This is a genomic window from Kitasatospora sp. NPDC018058, from assembly GCF_044327205.1.
Taxonomy (GTDB): Bacteria; Actinomycetota; Actinomycetes; order Streptomycetales; family Streptomycetaceae; genus Kitasatospora.
On the sequence record NZ_JBIRFA010000075.1, the window covers coordinates 1 to 15,648 of the forward strand.

Annotated in this window: 15 protein-coding genes and 4 pseudogenes; 11 read left to right on the forward strand and 8 right to left on the reverse strand. The window is 70.0% G+C overall.

What is annotated here, in order from left to right; translation table 11 throughout:
* Positions 1-350, reverse strand: a pseudogene (locus ACH4E7_RS43015) (hypothetical protein); the annotation flags it as partial.
* 307 nt (positions 351-657) lie between these two features.
* Between ACH4E7_RS43015 and ACH4E7_RS43020 the strand changes: the two are divergent.
* The 4 genes and pseudogenes from ACH4E7_RS43020 (at position 658) to ACH4E7_RS43035 (ending at position 2,651) form a co-directional block, all read left to right on the forward strand.
* Entirely contained in the window at positions 658-1,020 is a 363-nt protein-coding gene (locus ACH4E7_RS43020; protein ID WP_396254667.1) for a peptidoglycan-binding protein, read from the forward strand.
* A gap of 477 nt (positions 1,021-1,497) precedes the next feature.
* A pseudogene (locus ACH4E7_RS43025) lies at positions 1,498-2,064 on the forward strand (peptidoglycan-binding protein); the annotation flags it as partial.
* A gap of 74 nt (positions 2,065-2,138) precedes the next feature.
* A complete protein-coding gene (locus ACH4E7_RS43030; protein WP_396254683.1) occupies positions 2,139-2,396 on the forward strand; it encodes a hypothetical protein in 258 nt (85 codons plus the stop codon).
* A gap of 126 nt (positions 2,397-2,522) precedes the next feature.
* Positions 2,523-2,651 carry a hypothetical protein gene (locus tag ACH4E7_RS43035; RefSeq protein WP_396254668.1) on the forward strand — a complete coding sequence of 43 codons (129 nt, stop codon included), beginning with the start codon at positions 2,523-2,525 and terminating at the stop codon, positions 2,649-2,651.
* Positions 2,652-2,658: 7 nt separating this feature from the next.
* On the opposite strand, the gene ACH4E7_RS43040 is transcribed toward ACH4E7_RS43035, so the two are convergent.
* Together ACH4E7_RS43040 and ACH4E7_RS43045 are read right to left on the reverse strand one after the other, a co-directional pair.
* Positions 2,659-3,369, reverse strand: coding sequence for a hypothetical protein (locus ACH4E7_RS43040; RefSeq protein ID WP_396254669.1), 711 nt, complete (start codon positions 3,367-3,369; stop codon positions 2,659-2,661).
* Between the two features lie 264 nt (positions 3,370-3,633).
* Complete coding sequence (locus ACH4E7_RS43045; protein WP_396254670.1) at positions 3,634-4,257, reverse strand: TetR/AcrR family transcriptional regulator; 624 nt, start codon at positions 4,255-4,257, stop codon at positions 3,634-3,636.
* Between the two features lie 148 nt (positions 4,258-4,405).
* On the opposite strand from ACH4E7_RS43045, the gene ACH4E7_RS43050 reads away from it, so the two are divergent.
* From ACH4E7_RS43050 to ACH4E7_RS43065, 4 genes and pseudogenes are all read left to right on the forward strand, one after another.
* Complete coding sequence (locus tag ACH4E7_RS43050) at positions 4,406-5,314, forward strand: NADP-dependent oxidoreductase (protein WP_396254671.1); 909 nt, start codon at positions 4,406-4,408, stop codon at positions 5,312-5,314.
* A gap of 105 nt (positions 5,315-5,419) precedes the next feature.
* Positions 5,420-5,758 carry a winged helix-turn-helix transcriptional regulator gene (locus tag ACH4E7_RS43055; protein ID WP_396254672.1) on the forward strand — a complete coding sequence of 113 codons (339 nt, stop codon included), beginning with the start codon at positions 5,420-5,422 and terminating at the stop codon, positions 5,756-5,758.
* A gap of 29 nt (positions 5,759-5,787) precedes the next feature.
* Entirely contained in the window at positions 5,788-6,588 is an 801-nt protein-coding gene (locus tag ACH4E7_RS43060; RefSeq protein ID WP_396254673.1) for an alpha/beta fold hydrolase, read from the forward strand.
* A gap of 225 nt (positions 6,589-6,813) precedes the next feature.
* Positions 6,814-7,898 (forward strand): annotated as a pseudogene (locus ACH4E7_RS43065) (IS110 family transposase).
* A gap of 110 nt (positions 7,899-8,008) precedes the next feature.
* Here ACH4E7_RS43065 and ACH4E7_RS43070 read toward each other — a convergent pair.
* Positions 8,009-9,103 carry a replication-relaxation family protein gene (locus tag ACH4E7_RS43070; RefSeq protein ID WP_396254674.1) on the reverse strand — a complete coding sequence of 365 codons (1,095 nt, stop codon included), beginning with the start codon at positions 9,101-9,103 and terminating at the stop codon, positions 8,009-8,011.
* A gap of 45 nt (positions 9,104-9,148) precedes the next feature.
* Between ACH4E7_RS43070 and ACH4E7_RS43075 the strand changes: the two genes are divergently transcribed.
* Positions 9,149-10,350, forward strand: a protein-coding gene (locus ACH4E7_RS43075) for an IS3 family transposase (RefSeq protein WP_396254684.1) whose coding sequence is annotated in 2 segments (ribosomal slippage) — positions 9,149-9,380 and positions 9,380-10,350 — 1,203 coding nt in all. Because the reading frame shifts where the segments join, the coding sequence is not laid out codon by codon here.
* A 1,485-nt stretch (positions 10,351-11,835) separates the two neighbouring features.
* Here ACH4E7_RS43075 and ACH4E7_RS43080 read toward each other — a convergent pair.
* The 4 genes and pseudogenes from ACH4E7_RS43080 to ACH4E7_RS43095 all read right to left on the reverse strand — a co-directional run bounded on the left by ACH4E7_RS43080 (position 11,836) and on the right by ACH4E7_RS43095 (position 14,463).
* Positions 11,836-12,921: pseudogene (locus tag ACH4E7_RS43080) on the reverse strand (integrase core domain-containing protein).
* A gap of 64 nt (positions 12,922-12,985) precedes the next feature.
* Positions 12,986-13,285, reverse strand: a complete 300-nt coding sequence (locus tag ACH4E7_RS43085) for a hypothetical protein (RefSeq protein ID WP_396254675.1) — start codon at positions 13,283-13,285, stop codon at positions 12,986-12,988.
* 117 nt (positions 13,286-13,402) lie between these two features.
* Positions 13,403-13,768, reverse strand: a complete 366-nt coding sequence (locus ACH4E7_RS43090; RefSeq protein WP_387631527.1) for a hypothetical protein — start codon at positions 13,766-13,768, stop codon at positions 13,403-13,405.
* Positions 13,769-14,007: 239 nt separating this feature from the next.
* The gene (locus ACH4E7_RS43095) at positions 14,008-14,463 is read right to left on the reverse strand and encodes a hypothetical protein (protein WP_396254676.1); all 456 of its coding nucleotides are present in this window, start codon (positions 14,461-14,463) and stop codon (positions 14,008-14,010) included.
* A gap of 98 nt (positions 14,464-14,561) precedes the next feature.
* On the opposite strand from ACH4E7_RS43095, the gene ACH4E7_RS43100 reads away from it, so the two are divergent.
* Positions 14,562-14,921 (forward strand): UDP binding domain-containing protein, encoded by a 360-nt coding sequence (locus ACH4E7_RS43100; RefSeq protein ID WP_396254685.1) that lies wholly within the window; start codon positions 14,562-14,564, stop codon positions 14,919-14,921.
* A gap of 106 nt (positions 14,922-15,027) precedes the next feature.
* Positions 15,028-15,510, forward strand: coding sequence for a hypothetical protein (locus tag ACH4E7_RS43105; RefSeq protein WP_396254677.1), 483 nt, complete (start codon positions 15,028-15,030; stop codon positions 15,508-15,510).
* Positions 15,511-15,648 lie beyond the last annotated feature (138 nt).

Genomic DNA, 15,648 nt, shown 5'->3' on the forward strand with positions numbered 1-15,648 from the left:
CGGTGATCATGAAGCGTAGAGAACTCCATGATCGGGCGAACCGTGCCTGCCCTGCTACTGCCGATTAGCTCGGCACCTACTGGCGGACGCCCTAACTCGGGGATGCTGCCGATTCCTTGCGGGCTCAGGAAGGTGGGCGCCCATCCGTGTTTGGGCGCCAGGTCGAGCACCATGTGCGCCTGGGGCGGCAGGCGGGCCCAGACTTCGCGGCGCCACGCGCCGAAGCGCAGTGCCTGGTTGCGGTTCTGCAGGACGCGCAGCGCGATGCTCAGTTCTTCCAGTGGCGGGACCGACGTTGCGACGCGGGTGCGGGCAAGGTCGGCGCCGGTGAAATGGAACCGGTAGACCATACGTCCTCCGTCGCCCGTCCGGTGTGCCGCTGCGGGTGCCGATTCTTCCCATACGTCGTTGTTCACGCCAGGTTGAAACAGGACGACGTTGCCGGTGGCCGTGGCTGATGCTGTTGGGGCAGGGAACGCAGTGCAGTGCACCTATGGTCGCCCATTGGTTCCGACCCTCACCGTGGTGCCCATCGCATTGCGGTGACCCGGGCGGAGCAGGCGCCGGGAGTCACATCCGCCCCGCCGGGCGAACCGGCCGGGCGTCACGTTCCGCGCGCCGGACTTCCGCGTGCGGCCATTCACGAGGGGAACAACCGTGCTCAAGCGCATCATCAGCGGCGTTGCCGTGCTCGGTCTCACGCTCGGCGGGGCGGTCGCCACCGCCTCCACCGCCTCGGCGCAGACCGGGACGGGCTGCAACTACACCAACTCCGAGCCCACCCTGACGGAGTGGAGCAGCAACGCCGTCGCGGTCCAGCAGCTCCAGTGCGAGCTGAACCGCTCGCTCAACCCGGCCAGCCACACCTCGCTGACCGTCGACGGCTCCTTCGGCCCGAACACGCTGAACGCGGTCAAGACCTTCCAGGCCTGTGCCGGCGACGGCGTGGACGGGTCCGTCGGCCCGCAGACCTGGGCCTCGCTCGACTTCTGGGCGTACTCGCCGAACTACGTCTGCTGACCTGTGATGACACGTGCCCGGCCCGCATCCCGCGGGCCGGGCACGCCCCCATCGCCACCCGGGCGTGACGGCTGCGCGGGTCGACCGGCTACGGGCGCGAATGATGCGTTCAAGTGCAGTCGGGTCGTTCGTGACGACACGTTGCTGAGATTTGATGAGGTGACGCCGGCGGTGTTCGCCTATCGCCGAGGTCCGGCCGAAGCTCGAAGAGGCTGCCCTGCGGGTGGGAGATCGGCTACTCGGCGGCCTCCTTGATCGTGTGCACGGTGTGCGGCCGGGTCCGTGTGCTGCTGCCGCCGGGCCCGCGTCAACTCGCGGGAGATCGCCAAGGCATCCGCAACCAGGCTTACACGCCCCCGCTTGCCGGGGTTGATCGCGATACGGATCGTCTGGATCTGCCCGTCGAGCACATCGAGCGCCAGGGGGTGAAGACCCCTGCCCTGTCCGACGAATCATCATGAACTTGGAGAATCTCCTGTGAGTACCCTCCTGCCCACCCGGCGCCGGTTGTCGCTGGGCCTGGCACTGGCGGCCGCGCTGACGGGCCTCGGCGCGTACACCGCCTCGGCCGCACCCGCCACGACCGCGCCCGGCCCGATACCCCTCACCTCCCCGGCCTGCCCTGCCGACCTGCAGCAGGGTGAGGCCGACGGCTGCGTCACCCAGCTCCAGCTGGAGCTCAACCTGACCGGCGCCCGGCTCACCGTGGACGGGCAGTTCGGGCCGGCCACCGACACGGCTGTGCGCAGCTTCCAGGCCTTGCACGCCCTGGGCGTCGACGGCATCGTCGGTCCGGCCACCAAGTCGGCCCTCGACGCGGCGGCGGCCTCCTCCTCCGGCACCGTGGACCTGCGCACCCAGTGCGGGAACCTGCAGACCGGCGCCAGTGGCCCGTGCGTCAGCACCCTGCAGACGATGCTGAACACCTTCAACGCCGGCCGCCTCACCGTGGACGGGCAGTTCGGCCCGGCCACCGACACCGCCGTGCGCAACTTCCAGGCCTCCCACGCCCTGACCATCGACGGCATCGTCGGCAACGCCGTCAAGAACGCCCTCTACCCACCGTCGGCCTGGACTGTTCGGGCCTGGTCCGGGCGGCCTTCTGGTTCGGCGCCGGCATCGACCTCGCAGGCGGCGGCGACACCACCGAGCAGACCCTGGACAGCCACCTCACCCCGATCGCCGAGTCCCAGCGCCAGCCGGGCGACGTCGAGTACTTCGGCACCGACGCGCACAACACCGTGCACGTCGTGCTCTACGCCGGCACCGACCCCGCCACCGGCGCGGACATGATGTACGAGGCGGAGAAGACCGGCACCAACGTCCACTACGTCGGCCTGCGCACCGGTGGCTACTGGTACCACGTGTCGGCCTGACCGTGCGGGTGTCGCGCGGGCGACGGTAGCCGTCACCCGCACGACGCCCCCGCCCCCGTCAACCGGGGAGCCCCCAAGGAGGAAATTGCCAAAGCGCACTACCGACGCCGACGCGATGCCGGAGACTTGCACGCCGCCGGCCAGCGCAACCTGTTCAACCGCATGCTCGGCCAGCTCTACCACTGCCTCAAGAGCCGCCGCCTGTTCGACGAGAAGACGGCGTTCCCCGCCCCTGTCGTGGCCGCCGCTGCCTGACGGCGGTTCACGCGTCCGGCACGGGGGAGCCGAGGCAGACCTCCAACACACCTCGCCGGCCCGGCGGCAGGTGGTCGCCGAGCGGGACCTGTCGCGGGCTGTGCTCGCCGTCGCAGATCCAGCTCCGCTCGTCCGCGTCGAAGGACCACGACTGGGCACCCCACATCGGGTGGCCGCCGAGCAGACGCTGGGCCAGTGCCTCGCACCCCTCGGGGGCGTCTTGGGCGATCAGCGACTCGGTGACGGCGTCCACGGCCTCGGCAGGGACTGCGGAGTCGCCCAGCACCGGCAGGAGAAGCAGCAGTCGGGCATGCGGATCGGTCACACCGACCGCCCCGTCCGGGGCGTGGAGGATCGCGGCGAGCTCCGGCCAGCACAGGCCCGGACCCGTACGGTCCTGGTCCGTGCTGGCCAGGACCGCATCGGGGCCGTTCGGGTGGACCAGGAAGTAGTCCGTGCTCGTGTACTCCTCGCCGCTGTTGTAGTGCACGACGATCGAGAACCCGCCCTCCAGCGGGACCGTGAACATCGGCCAGGCCGACTTGTCGTGCAGGCGCTCCAGCATGGCGCCGGCATCAGCGGCGTCCACACCAAAGGCCTCCGGCGACACGTCCTCGCACAGGTCGACCAAGTGCGCGGCCCAGAACCCGGGCTCGTCCAGCAACGGAAGACCGTCCACAACGGGAGCCGAGGAGTACCAGTGCCGCGCCATCGCCATGCCGTGATTCTGGCGTACGAAGATCCGCTCTGTTCGACCGCCCCACGAGCTACCCGGACCTCAACTTGACGGCTTGGCGCCGTGAGGTGTCTTGATGCCGCCCCGGCCGGACCACCCGCTGCGCCTTACAGCTCCCAGACCCCGCACATGGGCCGCTGGTGGTCGGTGAGGGTGTGCCACACCGCCGCGCTGGTGCCGTGCTGCTCCAGGTCGGCCAGACGGGCCGCGCGGCCCGCATGGTCCTCAGCATCCGTTCCTGTCTGATCAGTTCTCAGTCGAGGCTTTGCTCTGCCTTTGCGGCAGCGCGCCGGCGCGGTCGAGGGTGGTGAGCCACTGGGTGACGACGGTGTCGATGAAGGCGTCGGTGGCCTGGCCGCGGTCGAGGAAGAGGCGGGCGAGGACCGGGCCGTAGAGCAGGGTGTATTCGTCGGTGGTGATCTGGATGCCGGAGGGTTCCAGGAGTTTGTTGAGGGCGGCGTGGCGGTCCTCGCCGATCCGGATGAGGGCGTGGGCGCTGTCGGGGTCGTGGTCGGCCTGGGCGGTGACGGCCAGTACCGCGGTGCGGATGGCCGGGTCGTTGATGCCGTCGCGCAGGCTTCTGAGCCAGGCGGTCGCGACGGTGCGGACGTCGCTGTCGGGTTCGGGGTAGGTGCCGAGGTCGGGGCCTTCGAGGATGAGGTCGAAGAGCAGGGCGCCGCGGTTGGGCCAGTGCCGGTAGAGGGTCTGGCGGGTGACGTCGGCGCGTTCGGCCAGCAGGGCCCAGGTCAGCCCGGTCGGTCCGACTTCGGGGAGCAGTTCGCGCGCGACGGCCAGGACCCGGGTGCGGGTGCGCTGGACGCGCGGGTTGCTGAGGGTCGGCTGGCGGCGGTGGACGGGCTGCTGCGGCATGGGCCCATCCTACCCACGGATCATACGAAACGTGTGATTCAGATCACTTTAGAAATCACACATCGCGCGTGATACACCTGGAAGGGCAATCACACGCACTGGATGATTCAGGGCGTGTTCAAGTTCCCTCTTCTTCCGGGAGTTCCTGATGTCCATCGCGATCACCTTCTCCGAGTACGGTGCGCCGGAGGTCCTCACCCTGTCCGAGGTCGCCACCCCTGAGCCGGGTCCGGGCCAGGTCCGGATCAAGGTCCGGGCGGCCGCCGTCAACCCGATCGACGTGCGGATCCGCGCGGGGATGATGCAGGGCGTCTTCCCGGTGACCTTCCCGCACATGCCGGGCTGGGACGTGGCCGGCGTCGTCGACAAGGCCGGCGCGGGCGCCACCGCCTCGGTCGGCGACGAGGTCTTCGGCGTCGCGGCCGTCGGCGGCTACAGCGAGTACGCGTTGCTGGAGCGGCCGGTGGCCAAGCCGAAGGAGCTGTCGTTCGAGACCGCGGCCGGCATGGTCACGGTCGGCGAGGCTGCCTACCGGGCGCTGAGGCACCTCGGCGTTCGGCAAGGGCAGACGCTGCTGATCCACGGCGCGGGTGGCAGCGTCGGCACGATCGCCGTCCAGCTCGCCACCGCCTGGGGCATCACCGTTGTCGGGACCGTCGCCGAGCAGGACCTCGAGCGCGTCACCGCCCTCGGTGCCACCGCCGTCCGGTACGGCGACGGCTGGGTGGAGCGGGTCAAGGCCGCCGCCCAGGGCGGCGTGGACTTCGTGTTCGACGCCTCCGGCGCGGGCGTGCTGCCGGACTCCGTGGCCCTGGTGGGCGACGCGGGCCGGGTCATCACCATCGCCGACCCCACCGCCGGGCAGCACGGTGTCCGGTTCACCGGCTCGGACCCCAAGGACCGCTTCCCGGAGTCCCTGCCACTGCTGGCCGACCTGATCGCCACCGGCAAGCTCGACGTCCCGGTCTGGCGGGCCTACCCGCTCGCCGAGGCCGCGAAGGCCCACGCCGACATCGAAGCCCGCCGCAACCAGGGCAAGGTCGTCCTCCTGCCCTGACCCTGAGCCGCCGCCTCACCCGCGCCGGAACGGGTGAGGCGGCCCCCCAACCCGCCCGACGCACCAGCGCATCGCGACAACCACGAGACGCAAAGGCCGACAGCGATGGAAACACGCACCACACTCCCGCCGCTGGCGGCCGACCCCGACCTGAGCCGCGCGTTCGACGTCCTCGGCCAGAAGTGGAACGGAATCATCCTCCACACCCTGGCCGCACGGCCGGCCCGCTTCGGCGAACTGCGCGCCGCGATATGTCCGATCAGCACCAAGATGCTCAGCGACCGGCTGCGCGAACTCCTCGACTCCGGACTCGTCACCCACGCCCAGCTGCCCCCGGGCCCCGCCACCTACACCCTCACCCCCGACGGCCGGGCCCTGCTGCCCGCACTGGAGCAGATCCGCTCCTGGTGGCAGCACCGCTCCACACCCCCGACCTCCCGTTGATCACGGCACGTTCGAAGGACAGATCCCCCATGCCAGCACGCAACCTTCCCGAGGCCACCTTCGCCCGCACCGTCCTGGGCACCGGCCCCGGCCTCGTCCTCGCCCACGGCGCCGGCAGCAGCGTAGAGAACACCTACGGCCCGATCCTCGAAGGCCTCGCCGCCCGCCACAAGGTCGTCGGCGTCGACTACCCCGGCAGCGGCGACACCCCCCGCTCCACCGCGCCCCTGTCCGTGGACGACCTGGCCGACCAACTGGTCGCCGCCGCCGTCGCCGAGGGCCTGGACACCTTCGCGCTGTCCGGCTTCTCCCTCGGCGGCCCGGTCGCCATCCGCGCCGCCGCCCGCCACCCCGAGCGCGTCACCGCCCTGATCCTGACCGCCACCTTCCCCCACCGCGACAACCGGCTCGCCCTGTCCTCCTCCGTCTGGCGCAAGATCGCCCTGTCCGGCGACCGCGAGATGCTGGCCGAGTTCCTGCTCATGATGTCGCTCGGCGCCGACGCGCTGGAGTCGATGCCGGCCGAACAGCTGCAGCAGACCCTCGGTTTCGCCGCCGCCACCGCCGCCCCCGGCACCCCGGAGCAGGCCGACCTCGTCGGACGAGTCGACGTCCGCGACGACCTCCCCGACATCCAGGTGCCCACCCTGGTCATCTCCACCACCCAGGACTGGTTCACCTCCACCACCCTGCACCGCCAGCTCGCCGAGACGATCCCCGGCGCCCAGCTCGCCGAAATCGCCACCGGCCACCTGCCCATGCTGGAACGCACCGAGGAATGGCTGCAGCTCATCACCAACTTCCTCGACAAGCACAACCAGCCCGCCTGACAGTGAGGATGTGACGTGGTGATGTTGCCGGTGGGTCTGACCCTCCGCCTGACTGACGTCTCGACTGTCCTGTTTGGGATTTGTCGGCCCGCCGGGGCATCACCACGCACGCGGCCGGACGGGCGCTGTGACTTTATAGGAGCTTGGTCCAGAAGCCCCGTCACTGTCTTGTCCACCCGCCCGACCGGCGCGTGCCGCCCCCGGAACGGACTCGCAAGGACGGACATGACCAGCATGACGCACGACGCCCGGGAGATCACCGGCGGAGTCGACACCCACGGCCTGACCCATCACGCGGCGGTGATCGACTCCATCGGCCGGCACCTGGCCGACCGGGAGTTCCCTGCCACGATCCGTGGCTACCGGGAACTGCTGGCCTGGATGCGCTCGCACGGCACGCCGAGCGCGGTCGGGGTGGAGGGCACCGGCGCCTACGGGGCCGAACTCGCCCGGGTGCTGACCGCCGCCGGGGTCACGGTCGTCGACGTCGACCGGCCGGACCGCAAGACCCGACGGATGAAGGGCAAGTCCGACCCGATCGACGCCTACGCGGCCGCCACCGCCGTGCTCTCCGGGCGGGCCACCGGCATCCCCAAGAGCCGGGACGGCCCGGTCGAGGCCGTGCGGGTGCTGCGGGTCGCCCGCCGCAGTGCGGTCAAGGCTCGTACCCAGGCCATGAACCAGATCCGCGGCCTGCTCGTCTCCGCGCCGGCGGCGCTGCGCGAGCAACTCGCCGGTCTGCAGCGGACGGAGCTCATACGCACGCTGGCCCGGTTGCGGCCCGGAGACGACCTCTCGGGCCCGCTGGCGGCGACCCGAGCGGCACTGCGGCGACTGGCCCGCCGCCACCAGGCGATGGACGAAGAGATCGCCGAGCTCGACACCGAGATCGGCCCACTGGTCAAGAAGGCCGCCCCGCGCTGCTGGAGCTGTTCGGTGTCGGCCCCGAGACCGCCGGCCAGCTCCTGGCCTCCGCCGGGGACAACCCCGAACGGATGCGCTCCGAGGCCGCGTTCGCCCACCTGGCCGGCGTCGCGCCGATCCCCGCCTCCTCAGGCCGCACCCACCGCCACCGCCTCAACCGCGGCGGCGACCGGGCCGCGAACAACGCCCTGCATACCATCGTGCTGACCCGCATGCGCTTCGACGCGCGCACCCGCGCCTACGTTGAACGCCGCACCAAGGAAGGCATGTCCAAGAAGGACGTCATGCGCTGCCTCAAGCGATTCGTCGCCCGCGAGGTCTACCGCGTCCTGACCAGCACACCAACCACACAAATCACTCAAACCGACCTGGCTCCTGCGGCTTGACAGCCATAGGAGCATCCACCGGGCAGAACCGGGCCCTCACCGGCGTCCCTCTCGCGGACACAGCCCGCGAGGACCTGGGACCGCCTCGCCCACCACCCCTGAAGGTCTGCTCAAGGGGTGAACGGACCTCCACCCCGGCAGCAGCCGTGTGGTTCGTTCACCCCTGCAGCCACCGCGGAGTCCATGAAGTGGTTCGACCGAACCACTTCCTGGACTGGTATTCCAAACGCAATGCTGAGACCCTGCACGGCCTCACCTTGGCGGATTCCTTGGTGACCGGCATCTGGGAAACCTTGGTGACCCCCGGACACCTTCATGGAAGGCCTGGTCACCTTGATACCGCCCGCCCCGGCCTCGGACCGGCCACCGCGCTGCTCTACAGCTCCCAGGCCCCGCACAGGGGCCGCTGGGGGTCGGTGAGGGTGTGCCACACCGCGGCGCTGGTGCCGTTGCTCCGGATCGGCCAGGCGGGCCGCACCGGCCCGTACGGTCTTGAGCATCCTGGCCACCATCGGGCTCGTGTCGGCGATGCTCTGGAGGTCGCGGATGCGCTGCCGGGCGGCCTGCTCGCCGGTGTCGGCGAGGACGAACAGCAGCCGCGGGAAGACGACGTAGTGCTGCTGCCAGGCCGGCAGCATGCTCTGCCCGGCGACGGTGCGCCGCAGATGTACTGGTACAGGGTGGTGCTCGTGGAAGCGGGCGTAGCCGAACAGCTTGGAGGCGAGCTTCTCGCTGGCCATGGTGCCGCGGTCGACCTCGACGAACGCCCGGCACAGCCTCCGGCCGCCCGCGACAGCGGTGTAGTGCAGCAGCCCGTCGGGGATGACCGCACCGCCTTGGCCTTCGCCGTAGCGGTGGTAGACCTCCGGCAGGAAGTCCAGCGGCCGGCACTCGTCACCGGCCGCCCGGGCGCCGGCCACGAAGGCGGCCTGTGTGCGGGTGACGGCCAGGATGTGTCCGACCCGCAGCCTCGCCTCGGTCTTGTCCTCGGGCAGCGGCGGGGAGGCCACGTTCTCCAGTTCCGGGAAGCGGGCGGCGATCCGCGCGCCCCGCTCGGTCAGGAACCAGGCCCGCAGCCGCCCGGCCTGCGGGAGGACGACATCCTCGACCAGGCCCTCGCCCTTCAGCTGGCGAAGCCGTCGGCACATCAGCTCCGGCCGGCTGCCGGGGGTGTGCAGGACGCGCAGCTGCTCGGCCGTGGCCATCCGGAACTGGCCTACCCGCCTGAGCTGCGCCGTCGTGCGGTGCGCATGGTTGCCGAGGTCCTCGGTGACTACCCGAACGAGTCGGCGGCGCTGCGGGCCGTCGCGGAGAAACTGGGCATCGGCTCCGCCGAGACTCTGCGCAACTGGGTGCGACGCGACCAGGTCGACTCCGGGCAGCGCCCGGGCACGACCACGGAGGAGTCCGCGCAGATCAAGGCGATGAAGAAGGAGATCGCCGAACTCAAGCGCGCCAACGAGATCCTCAAGGCCGCGGCGAGTTTCTTCGCGGCCGAGCTCGACCGGCCACACCAGCGCTCGTAGCGTTCATCGACGAGCACCGGGGCCGCTTCGGCGGCGTCGAGCCGATCTGCCGTGTGCTCACCGAGCACGGCTGCAGCATCGCCCCCTCCACCTACTACGCCCACCACCAACGCGTGGCCTCGCCCTCCGCCGGCACCGCGCGCGACGAGGAGCTCAAGGAGCTGATCAAGGACGTTCACGACGCCAATTACCGTGTCTACGGGGCCCGGAAAGTCTGGTGGGAGCTGGGCCGGCAGGGCCACACAGTGGCACGCTGCACCGTCGAACGCCTGATGCGCGAACTCGGCATCACCGGCGCTGTACGCGGCAAGAAGGTCATCACCACCATCGCGGACCCGGCCGCCGAACGCGCCCCGGACCTGGTCGACCGCCAGTTCGTCGCCGCCGCGCCGAACCGTTGCTGGGTCGCCGACTTCACGCACATCGCCACCTGGGCCGGAGTCGTCTACGTCGCCTTCGTCGTGGACACCTTCTCCCGCCGCATCGTCGGCTGGTCGGCTGCGACCTCCAAGGAGACCCGCCTTGTTCTGGACGCACTGGACATGGCGCTGTGGCAGCGCGACCGTGACGGATTCCCCTACCAACGAGGCGAGTTGATACATCACTCGGACGCTGGGTCGCAGTACACGAGCTTCCGGCTCGCCGAACACCTGAACGCCGCCGGCATCGCAGCCTCGATCGGATCCGTCGGCGACGCCTACGACAACGCCCTCATGGAGTCCACGATCGGCCTGTTCAAGACCGAGCTGATCAAGCCCCGGCGGCCCTGGCGCACCCTCTCGCAGGTCGAACTCGCCACCGCCGAGTGGGTCGACTGGTACAACCACCGCCGGCTCCACGGTGAGATAGGCCACGTCCCGCCAGTCGAGTACGAGACCGATTACTACCTCACCACCACAAAACCGCAGGTCACAACCACAACCTGAGATCTCTATCGAACCCGGGGCGGTTCATAGAGCGGTGCCGTCACGGTGGTGATGGTGGGTTTCGTGGCGGCCGCGTGGGCGCCGGACCGACGCCTGCGACTTACCTGACCTGCGAGGTCCGGCGTCTTCGGGCTGCCGCGAAACCCACTGGTGATCGTGTTTTCGTGGTCGTGGTGCGAGTCCGTTCCAGGGCTGACCTCTTCGTGAATCCGCGAGCCTTCGAGCTCTGACTGGAACCGGCACCGCTGTGGAAGCGTTCGAACGACCGGTGCGGTTCACCAGCGGTATTACAACGAGCACCGGCCGCACCGGGCCCGCAACCAGCTGCCACCCGGCGCCCACGAGCAGCCAGCCACCGTACACGACCCCGAAGGTCGCACATTCCTGCGCATCCGCGTCCTCGGCGGCGTCATCAACGAATACCGATACGCAGCTTGACCAGCAGCGACGGCTTTCCGAGCCCCACAAGTCACATGCTCTGCTGCTGTAGCAGCGTACTGCCAGCTGCCAGGCCAGAATACGTTTATTGCACCTTGGTCATCGTGAATGGAGTCGGCAGCGTTTCCTGCGATGCGCCAGCGCAGACAACATTGGTAGAGCCAGCTGTGCCGCTGGTCGCTCCAGCATCAAATGTATACTTCGATGTGCCAGGCACAAGACTCCCATCTGGACATTGCGCGGCGTCTGGCCGGTCAACCGCGAGGGTCCATTGACCGCTGACCAAGTGCGCATCTGCAGACCAGCCCCTACTACTTGTTACGTGGGCGCACCCGGAGCCGCACGAAGTGATCGTCCACGTTGCCACTTGGCCAACGGTCGGCGTGACAGTATAGGTGCCGTTCAACGACGCTTCCGCCGTGCCTGGCGAGGCTGGCGAGGCCGGTGCGGTGGTTGGGCCGACGTGGATGTTTTGATCGTCTAGTTTGAACGTTGCGCCGGTGTCGCGGTTTTTGCATGAGATATGTACGACATGGTCGCCTTGAGACATCAGGACGCTGTCGAAGAAGAGGTTTCCCTTGGTATCGGCATTTCCGCCGGCGGAGGACGAGGTGTTGTTGTCGTAGGTGAGGCTGCATGAATCAGTCGCGGCGTTGAGGCCGGTGATGTGGACCCACATGCTCTCGTTGCCGCCCCCTGATGACACCGAGGCCCCCGAAGCCCGACTTGGGGCTGCTGATGCGAGTGCTGTCGTTCCCGGTATCGTCATCAGCGTTGCCGCGAGAAGTGCTGAGCCAAGCCCAATGAAGGGCCGTTTGGTACGCATAGCCGTACCCCCTTAGCCGATCAGCGTGCCGTATAGCCGCAATTACGCTGTTAGTAATGGTGACAATTTGGTGTGACCGCAGCGTCACGTGCGTTCCCGAAAGAAGCATGACCCGCACACCTCCGGACACTTCCAGCACAACATGGATCCGGCGGTCTTGTCACCCGAAGGCAGTTCCTTCTTCCTCAAGCCTGTGGGGCTCGAAAAGTCATCGTTGCAGCTCAAGCCGTGTATCGGTACTCGTTGATGACGCCGCCGAGGATGTGGGTGCGCAGGACTCTGCGGGTCTCGAGGTCGTTTACGACAGCGGGTTGCCCGTTCGCCTGGGGCGGTCGTCGGTCTCGGGATCGGTGGGGCCGGTGCCGGTTGTAGTGGTTCCGGTAGTCGGCAAGGACCTGTCGGGCGTGGGCCTCGTTCATGATCAGAACGTGGTCGAGAGCCTCGCGTCGGACGGTTCCGATCACTCGCTCGCAGTGGGCGTTCATCCGCGGGGCCTGCGGGGCGCTGAGTAGCACGTCCATCTCCTCGGCCTTGAAGACGGCGTCGAAGGAGTCGGTGTACTCGGTATCGCGGTCGCGGAGCACGAAGCGCGGGGAATCGGGGCGGGTGCCGAGGTCGGCGGCGAGGTTGCGGGCCTCTGGGTCGCCCACTGAGCGGTGGGGTGGGCGGTCACGCCGGTGATATGCAGCCTGCGGGTGCCGTGTTCGAGGAACACCAGCGCGTACAGTCGCCTGCCGGTGACCGTGTCCACAGGGAAGAAGTCCGCGGCGATGATCCCCTCAGCCTGGGCGGTGAGGAACTCGCGCCGGCTGGGACCGGTACGGCGCGGAGCCGGATCGATGCCGGCCGCGTGCAGGATCCGCCACACCGTCGAAGACGCGATCGGATGCCCCCGGCCCGGCCAGCTCGCCCTGGATCCTGCGATGCCCCCACCGCGGGTTCTCCCGCGCCAGGCGCAGGACCGGCCTCTTGAGTGCGGCCGCGGTGGGCGCTCGCCCGGTGCGCCGGCGTTGAGCGGAGTAGTCCCACTTCCCGGCGAACAGCCTGCGGTGCCGGGCCGGCAGCGTTCCCGGCGTGACCGGGAAGACGTCCGTCCAGCGGTGGCGCGGTATCAGCGACGACAGTGCGGCCGGCCGGAACCGGTCCGTGGGCTCGTAGCGGACCGGGCCGCCGAGCTGTCGCCGCAGCACCGCGTTCTCGTGCCGCGGCACCAGCAGTTCGGCGTCCTTGGCGGAGTCCCGGCGCAACAGCACCGCCGGTACGGACGGCAGCGCACGGGTGGCTCGGTAGAGCAGCGACACGATCATCCGCGCAGCATCCCAGTTACCACCGACCAGCCCTGGACACGGCCTTCCACCTGCAGCGATGACTTTACGAGCCCCCCAGGCTGCCGCTGACCAGCGCGGCCGCGACGCCGAGTAGCATGGTCCCGGCGATGAATCCCGCGATGCCCTCCAGGCTGCGGGTGCGCAGCCACCGCACCGCTGTGGTGAGCGCCGGCAGGACGGCGCCGGCCAGTAGTGCGACGAAGACGCTGACATCGGCGGCGCGCAGCCCGTAGTACACCGCGATCGGGACCAGGACGTCCCAGGCGACGCGGAGCAGCAGGCGCCGGCCGCTGGGCCGCGGCGGCGCGGGGGCGTCACCGCCGGCACTTCGCGTGGTGGTCACGGCGTCCTCCGGGGCGCGGGAAGGCCAGGGGGGTGCCGGGTCCGCGGACCTGCCTGCTCTGCCGCCCGGTCCGCGAACTCGCCTCCGGCCGCGTGCCGTTGGCCCCGTCCGGCTTCCTCAGTGGTACCAGGCCGAGCCGGTGCTCTGGCTGCCGTTGGAGATCGCTATGGCGACCGCGTGGACGACGCTGTCGTGGTAGAACTGGCCGGTGTCGACGTGCCCGCCGGGTCCGGCGGAGATGGTCTGGGAGGTCTTTCCCCCGGTCTGGTCGTTGCGGTCGAAGATGGTCAGCCAGCAGGTGGTGGTGTACGAGTCCAGGTGGCCGTAGGCCGAGTTGGCCGAGAGGTGCAGATGGCCGATGCAGCCGGGAACCGAGATGCTCACCGAACCGGTCGTGCCGGCGTGGGCGGTTCCGGACGTGCCGATGACGCTGATGCCCGCCAGCGAGGCGGCAGCGACCACTGCTCCGATACGACGACGCATGGTTCCTCCGTGGTCCGTGGTCCGTGGTCCGTGATCCGTGGCTCTGTGGTGCCGAAACGGTGGACGACCACGACCTCTGCCACGGGGTGCCCCGGTCGTCCTCGCAGCATCCTTCCCGTGCGCCGCCGGCCGAGGAACGATGTTGACCGGACGTTTGCCCGACGCTTCGCGGCCGCCCGCAAGCTCCTTGCCGCACTCCCCGGCCCCCGTGGAGCGCGGGGATGCCCCCGGGACGAGGGTCAGCGCGGGCGGTACCGCAGGTAGCGGACGTACAGCACGATGCACGTGATCGCGCCGACCGCGCACACCGGAAGGCTCAGCCCGACCGCCATGATCACGCCGTCGCTGACGCCCTGCACGGTCTCCTCCCTGACCATCCCGTTCGCGTCGGTGATCCGGCGGGTGGTCTCCGCGTGGTTCGCGAGATAGGTGACCATCGAGACGCCCACCGCCAGGAACACCGCCGCCCCGGCCAGGAACCAGCCGCCCGCCCGCTCCTGCCACTCGTCCCCTTCCAGCCGCCGCACGCGGGGGCTGTGCTCCACCACCGCGCGGCCCAGGCCGGAGGCCCCGGCGGCGTGCCCGTCGATGTGCAGGCGCGCGCCACCGGCGAGGGCGAGGCGGCAGCGGTAGTCGTTGCCCAGCCGGCGGGCGAGGCCGTGGATCCTCGTGGTGCCGGGCATCGTGATCGACACGACCTGGCTCCACTCCCAGCCCACCGCGCCGGCGCCGTCGCGAGCACACCGTCGAGCTCGCCCGCGAGGCCGTCGGCGGCACCCTGGTCGGCAAGCGGATCGCCGTCTGGGGCGCCGCGTTCAAGCCCCACACCGACGACATTCGCGACTCCCCGGCCCTCGCCGTCGCCGACGCCCTCCAAAAGGCCGGCGCCGAGGTCACCGTCCACGACCCCGCCGCGATGGAGAACGCCCGCAGGGCCTACCCCGCACTCGACTACGCCGACGACCCCATCCAGGCCGTCACCGGCGCCGCCCTGCTGCTGCACCTGACCGACTGGCCCCAGTACTCCGACGCCGACCCGGCCGACCTCGCCCGCCACATCGCCGCCCTCAAGGTCATCGACGCCCGCGGCACCCTCAACGCCGAGTGCTGGCGCGCGGCCGGCTGGACCTTCCGCGCCCTCGGCCGCCTCTGACCCGCACGGCGTACCCACAGACTCCCGACCCGGCCGCCGCACGCGCGCACAGCGGCCGGGCACGGGCCCCGGCACCACCCGAAACAGGAGATCAAGGAGGAACACCATGAGTGACACCCTGACCAGGTCGCGCGGCGCCGAGCTGCTGGCCGGCGAGTTCTCCGAGTTCGCGGCCGACCTGGCCGCCGACGTCGCCAAGGAGAACCCCGGCTTCAGCGCCGACTACATCGCCCTGCTGGTGACGGCCTGGGCCGACTGGGCCACCCTCGTCGCCGACGACCCCCACGCCGGTTACGCGCTCACCGTCGACATGGACGAGGTCTGGCACGCCGCCCTGCGGCGCACCCGCAAGAACTTCGCCTTCATGTCCCGCCTGACCGGCGGCCGCTTCATTCACCACGAGCCCGCCGACAACTACGGCACCCCCGACAAGATCCGAGAGACCGTCGCCGCCCTCCAGGCGGCCGGCTACGGCGCCGCGCCCGAGGTCTACTCGGCGGCCGACACGGCAGACTGCAGCGGCTCGGACTGCCGCCCGGCGGCTCCCTGCCCCGGCATCGACGTCGCGCCCATCCAGCTGAACGCCTGACTTACCGACCGGAGTGCGCCCGCTTCCTGAAGCGGGCGCACTCCTCCACATAGCAAGGTGCCCCCCCCCCCAACCCCCGGGGCCCCATAGTGGGGTGGGGCGGGAAAGGGGGGCCCCCCGAGCCGTTTGGGGGGGGGT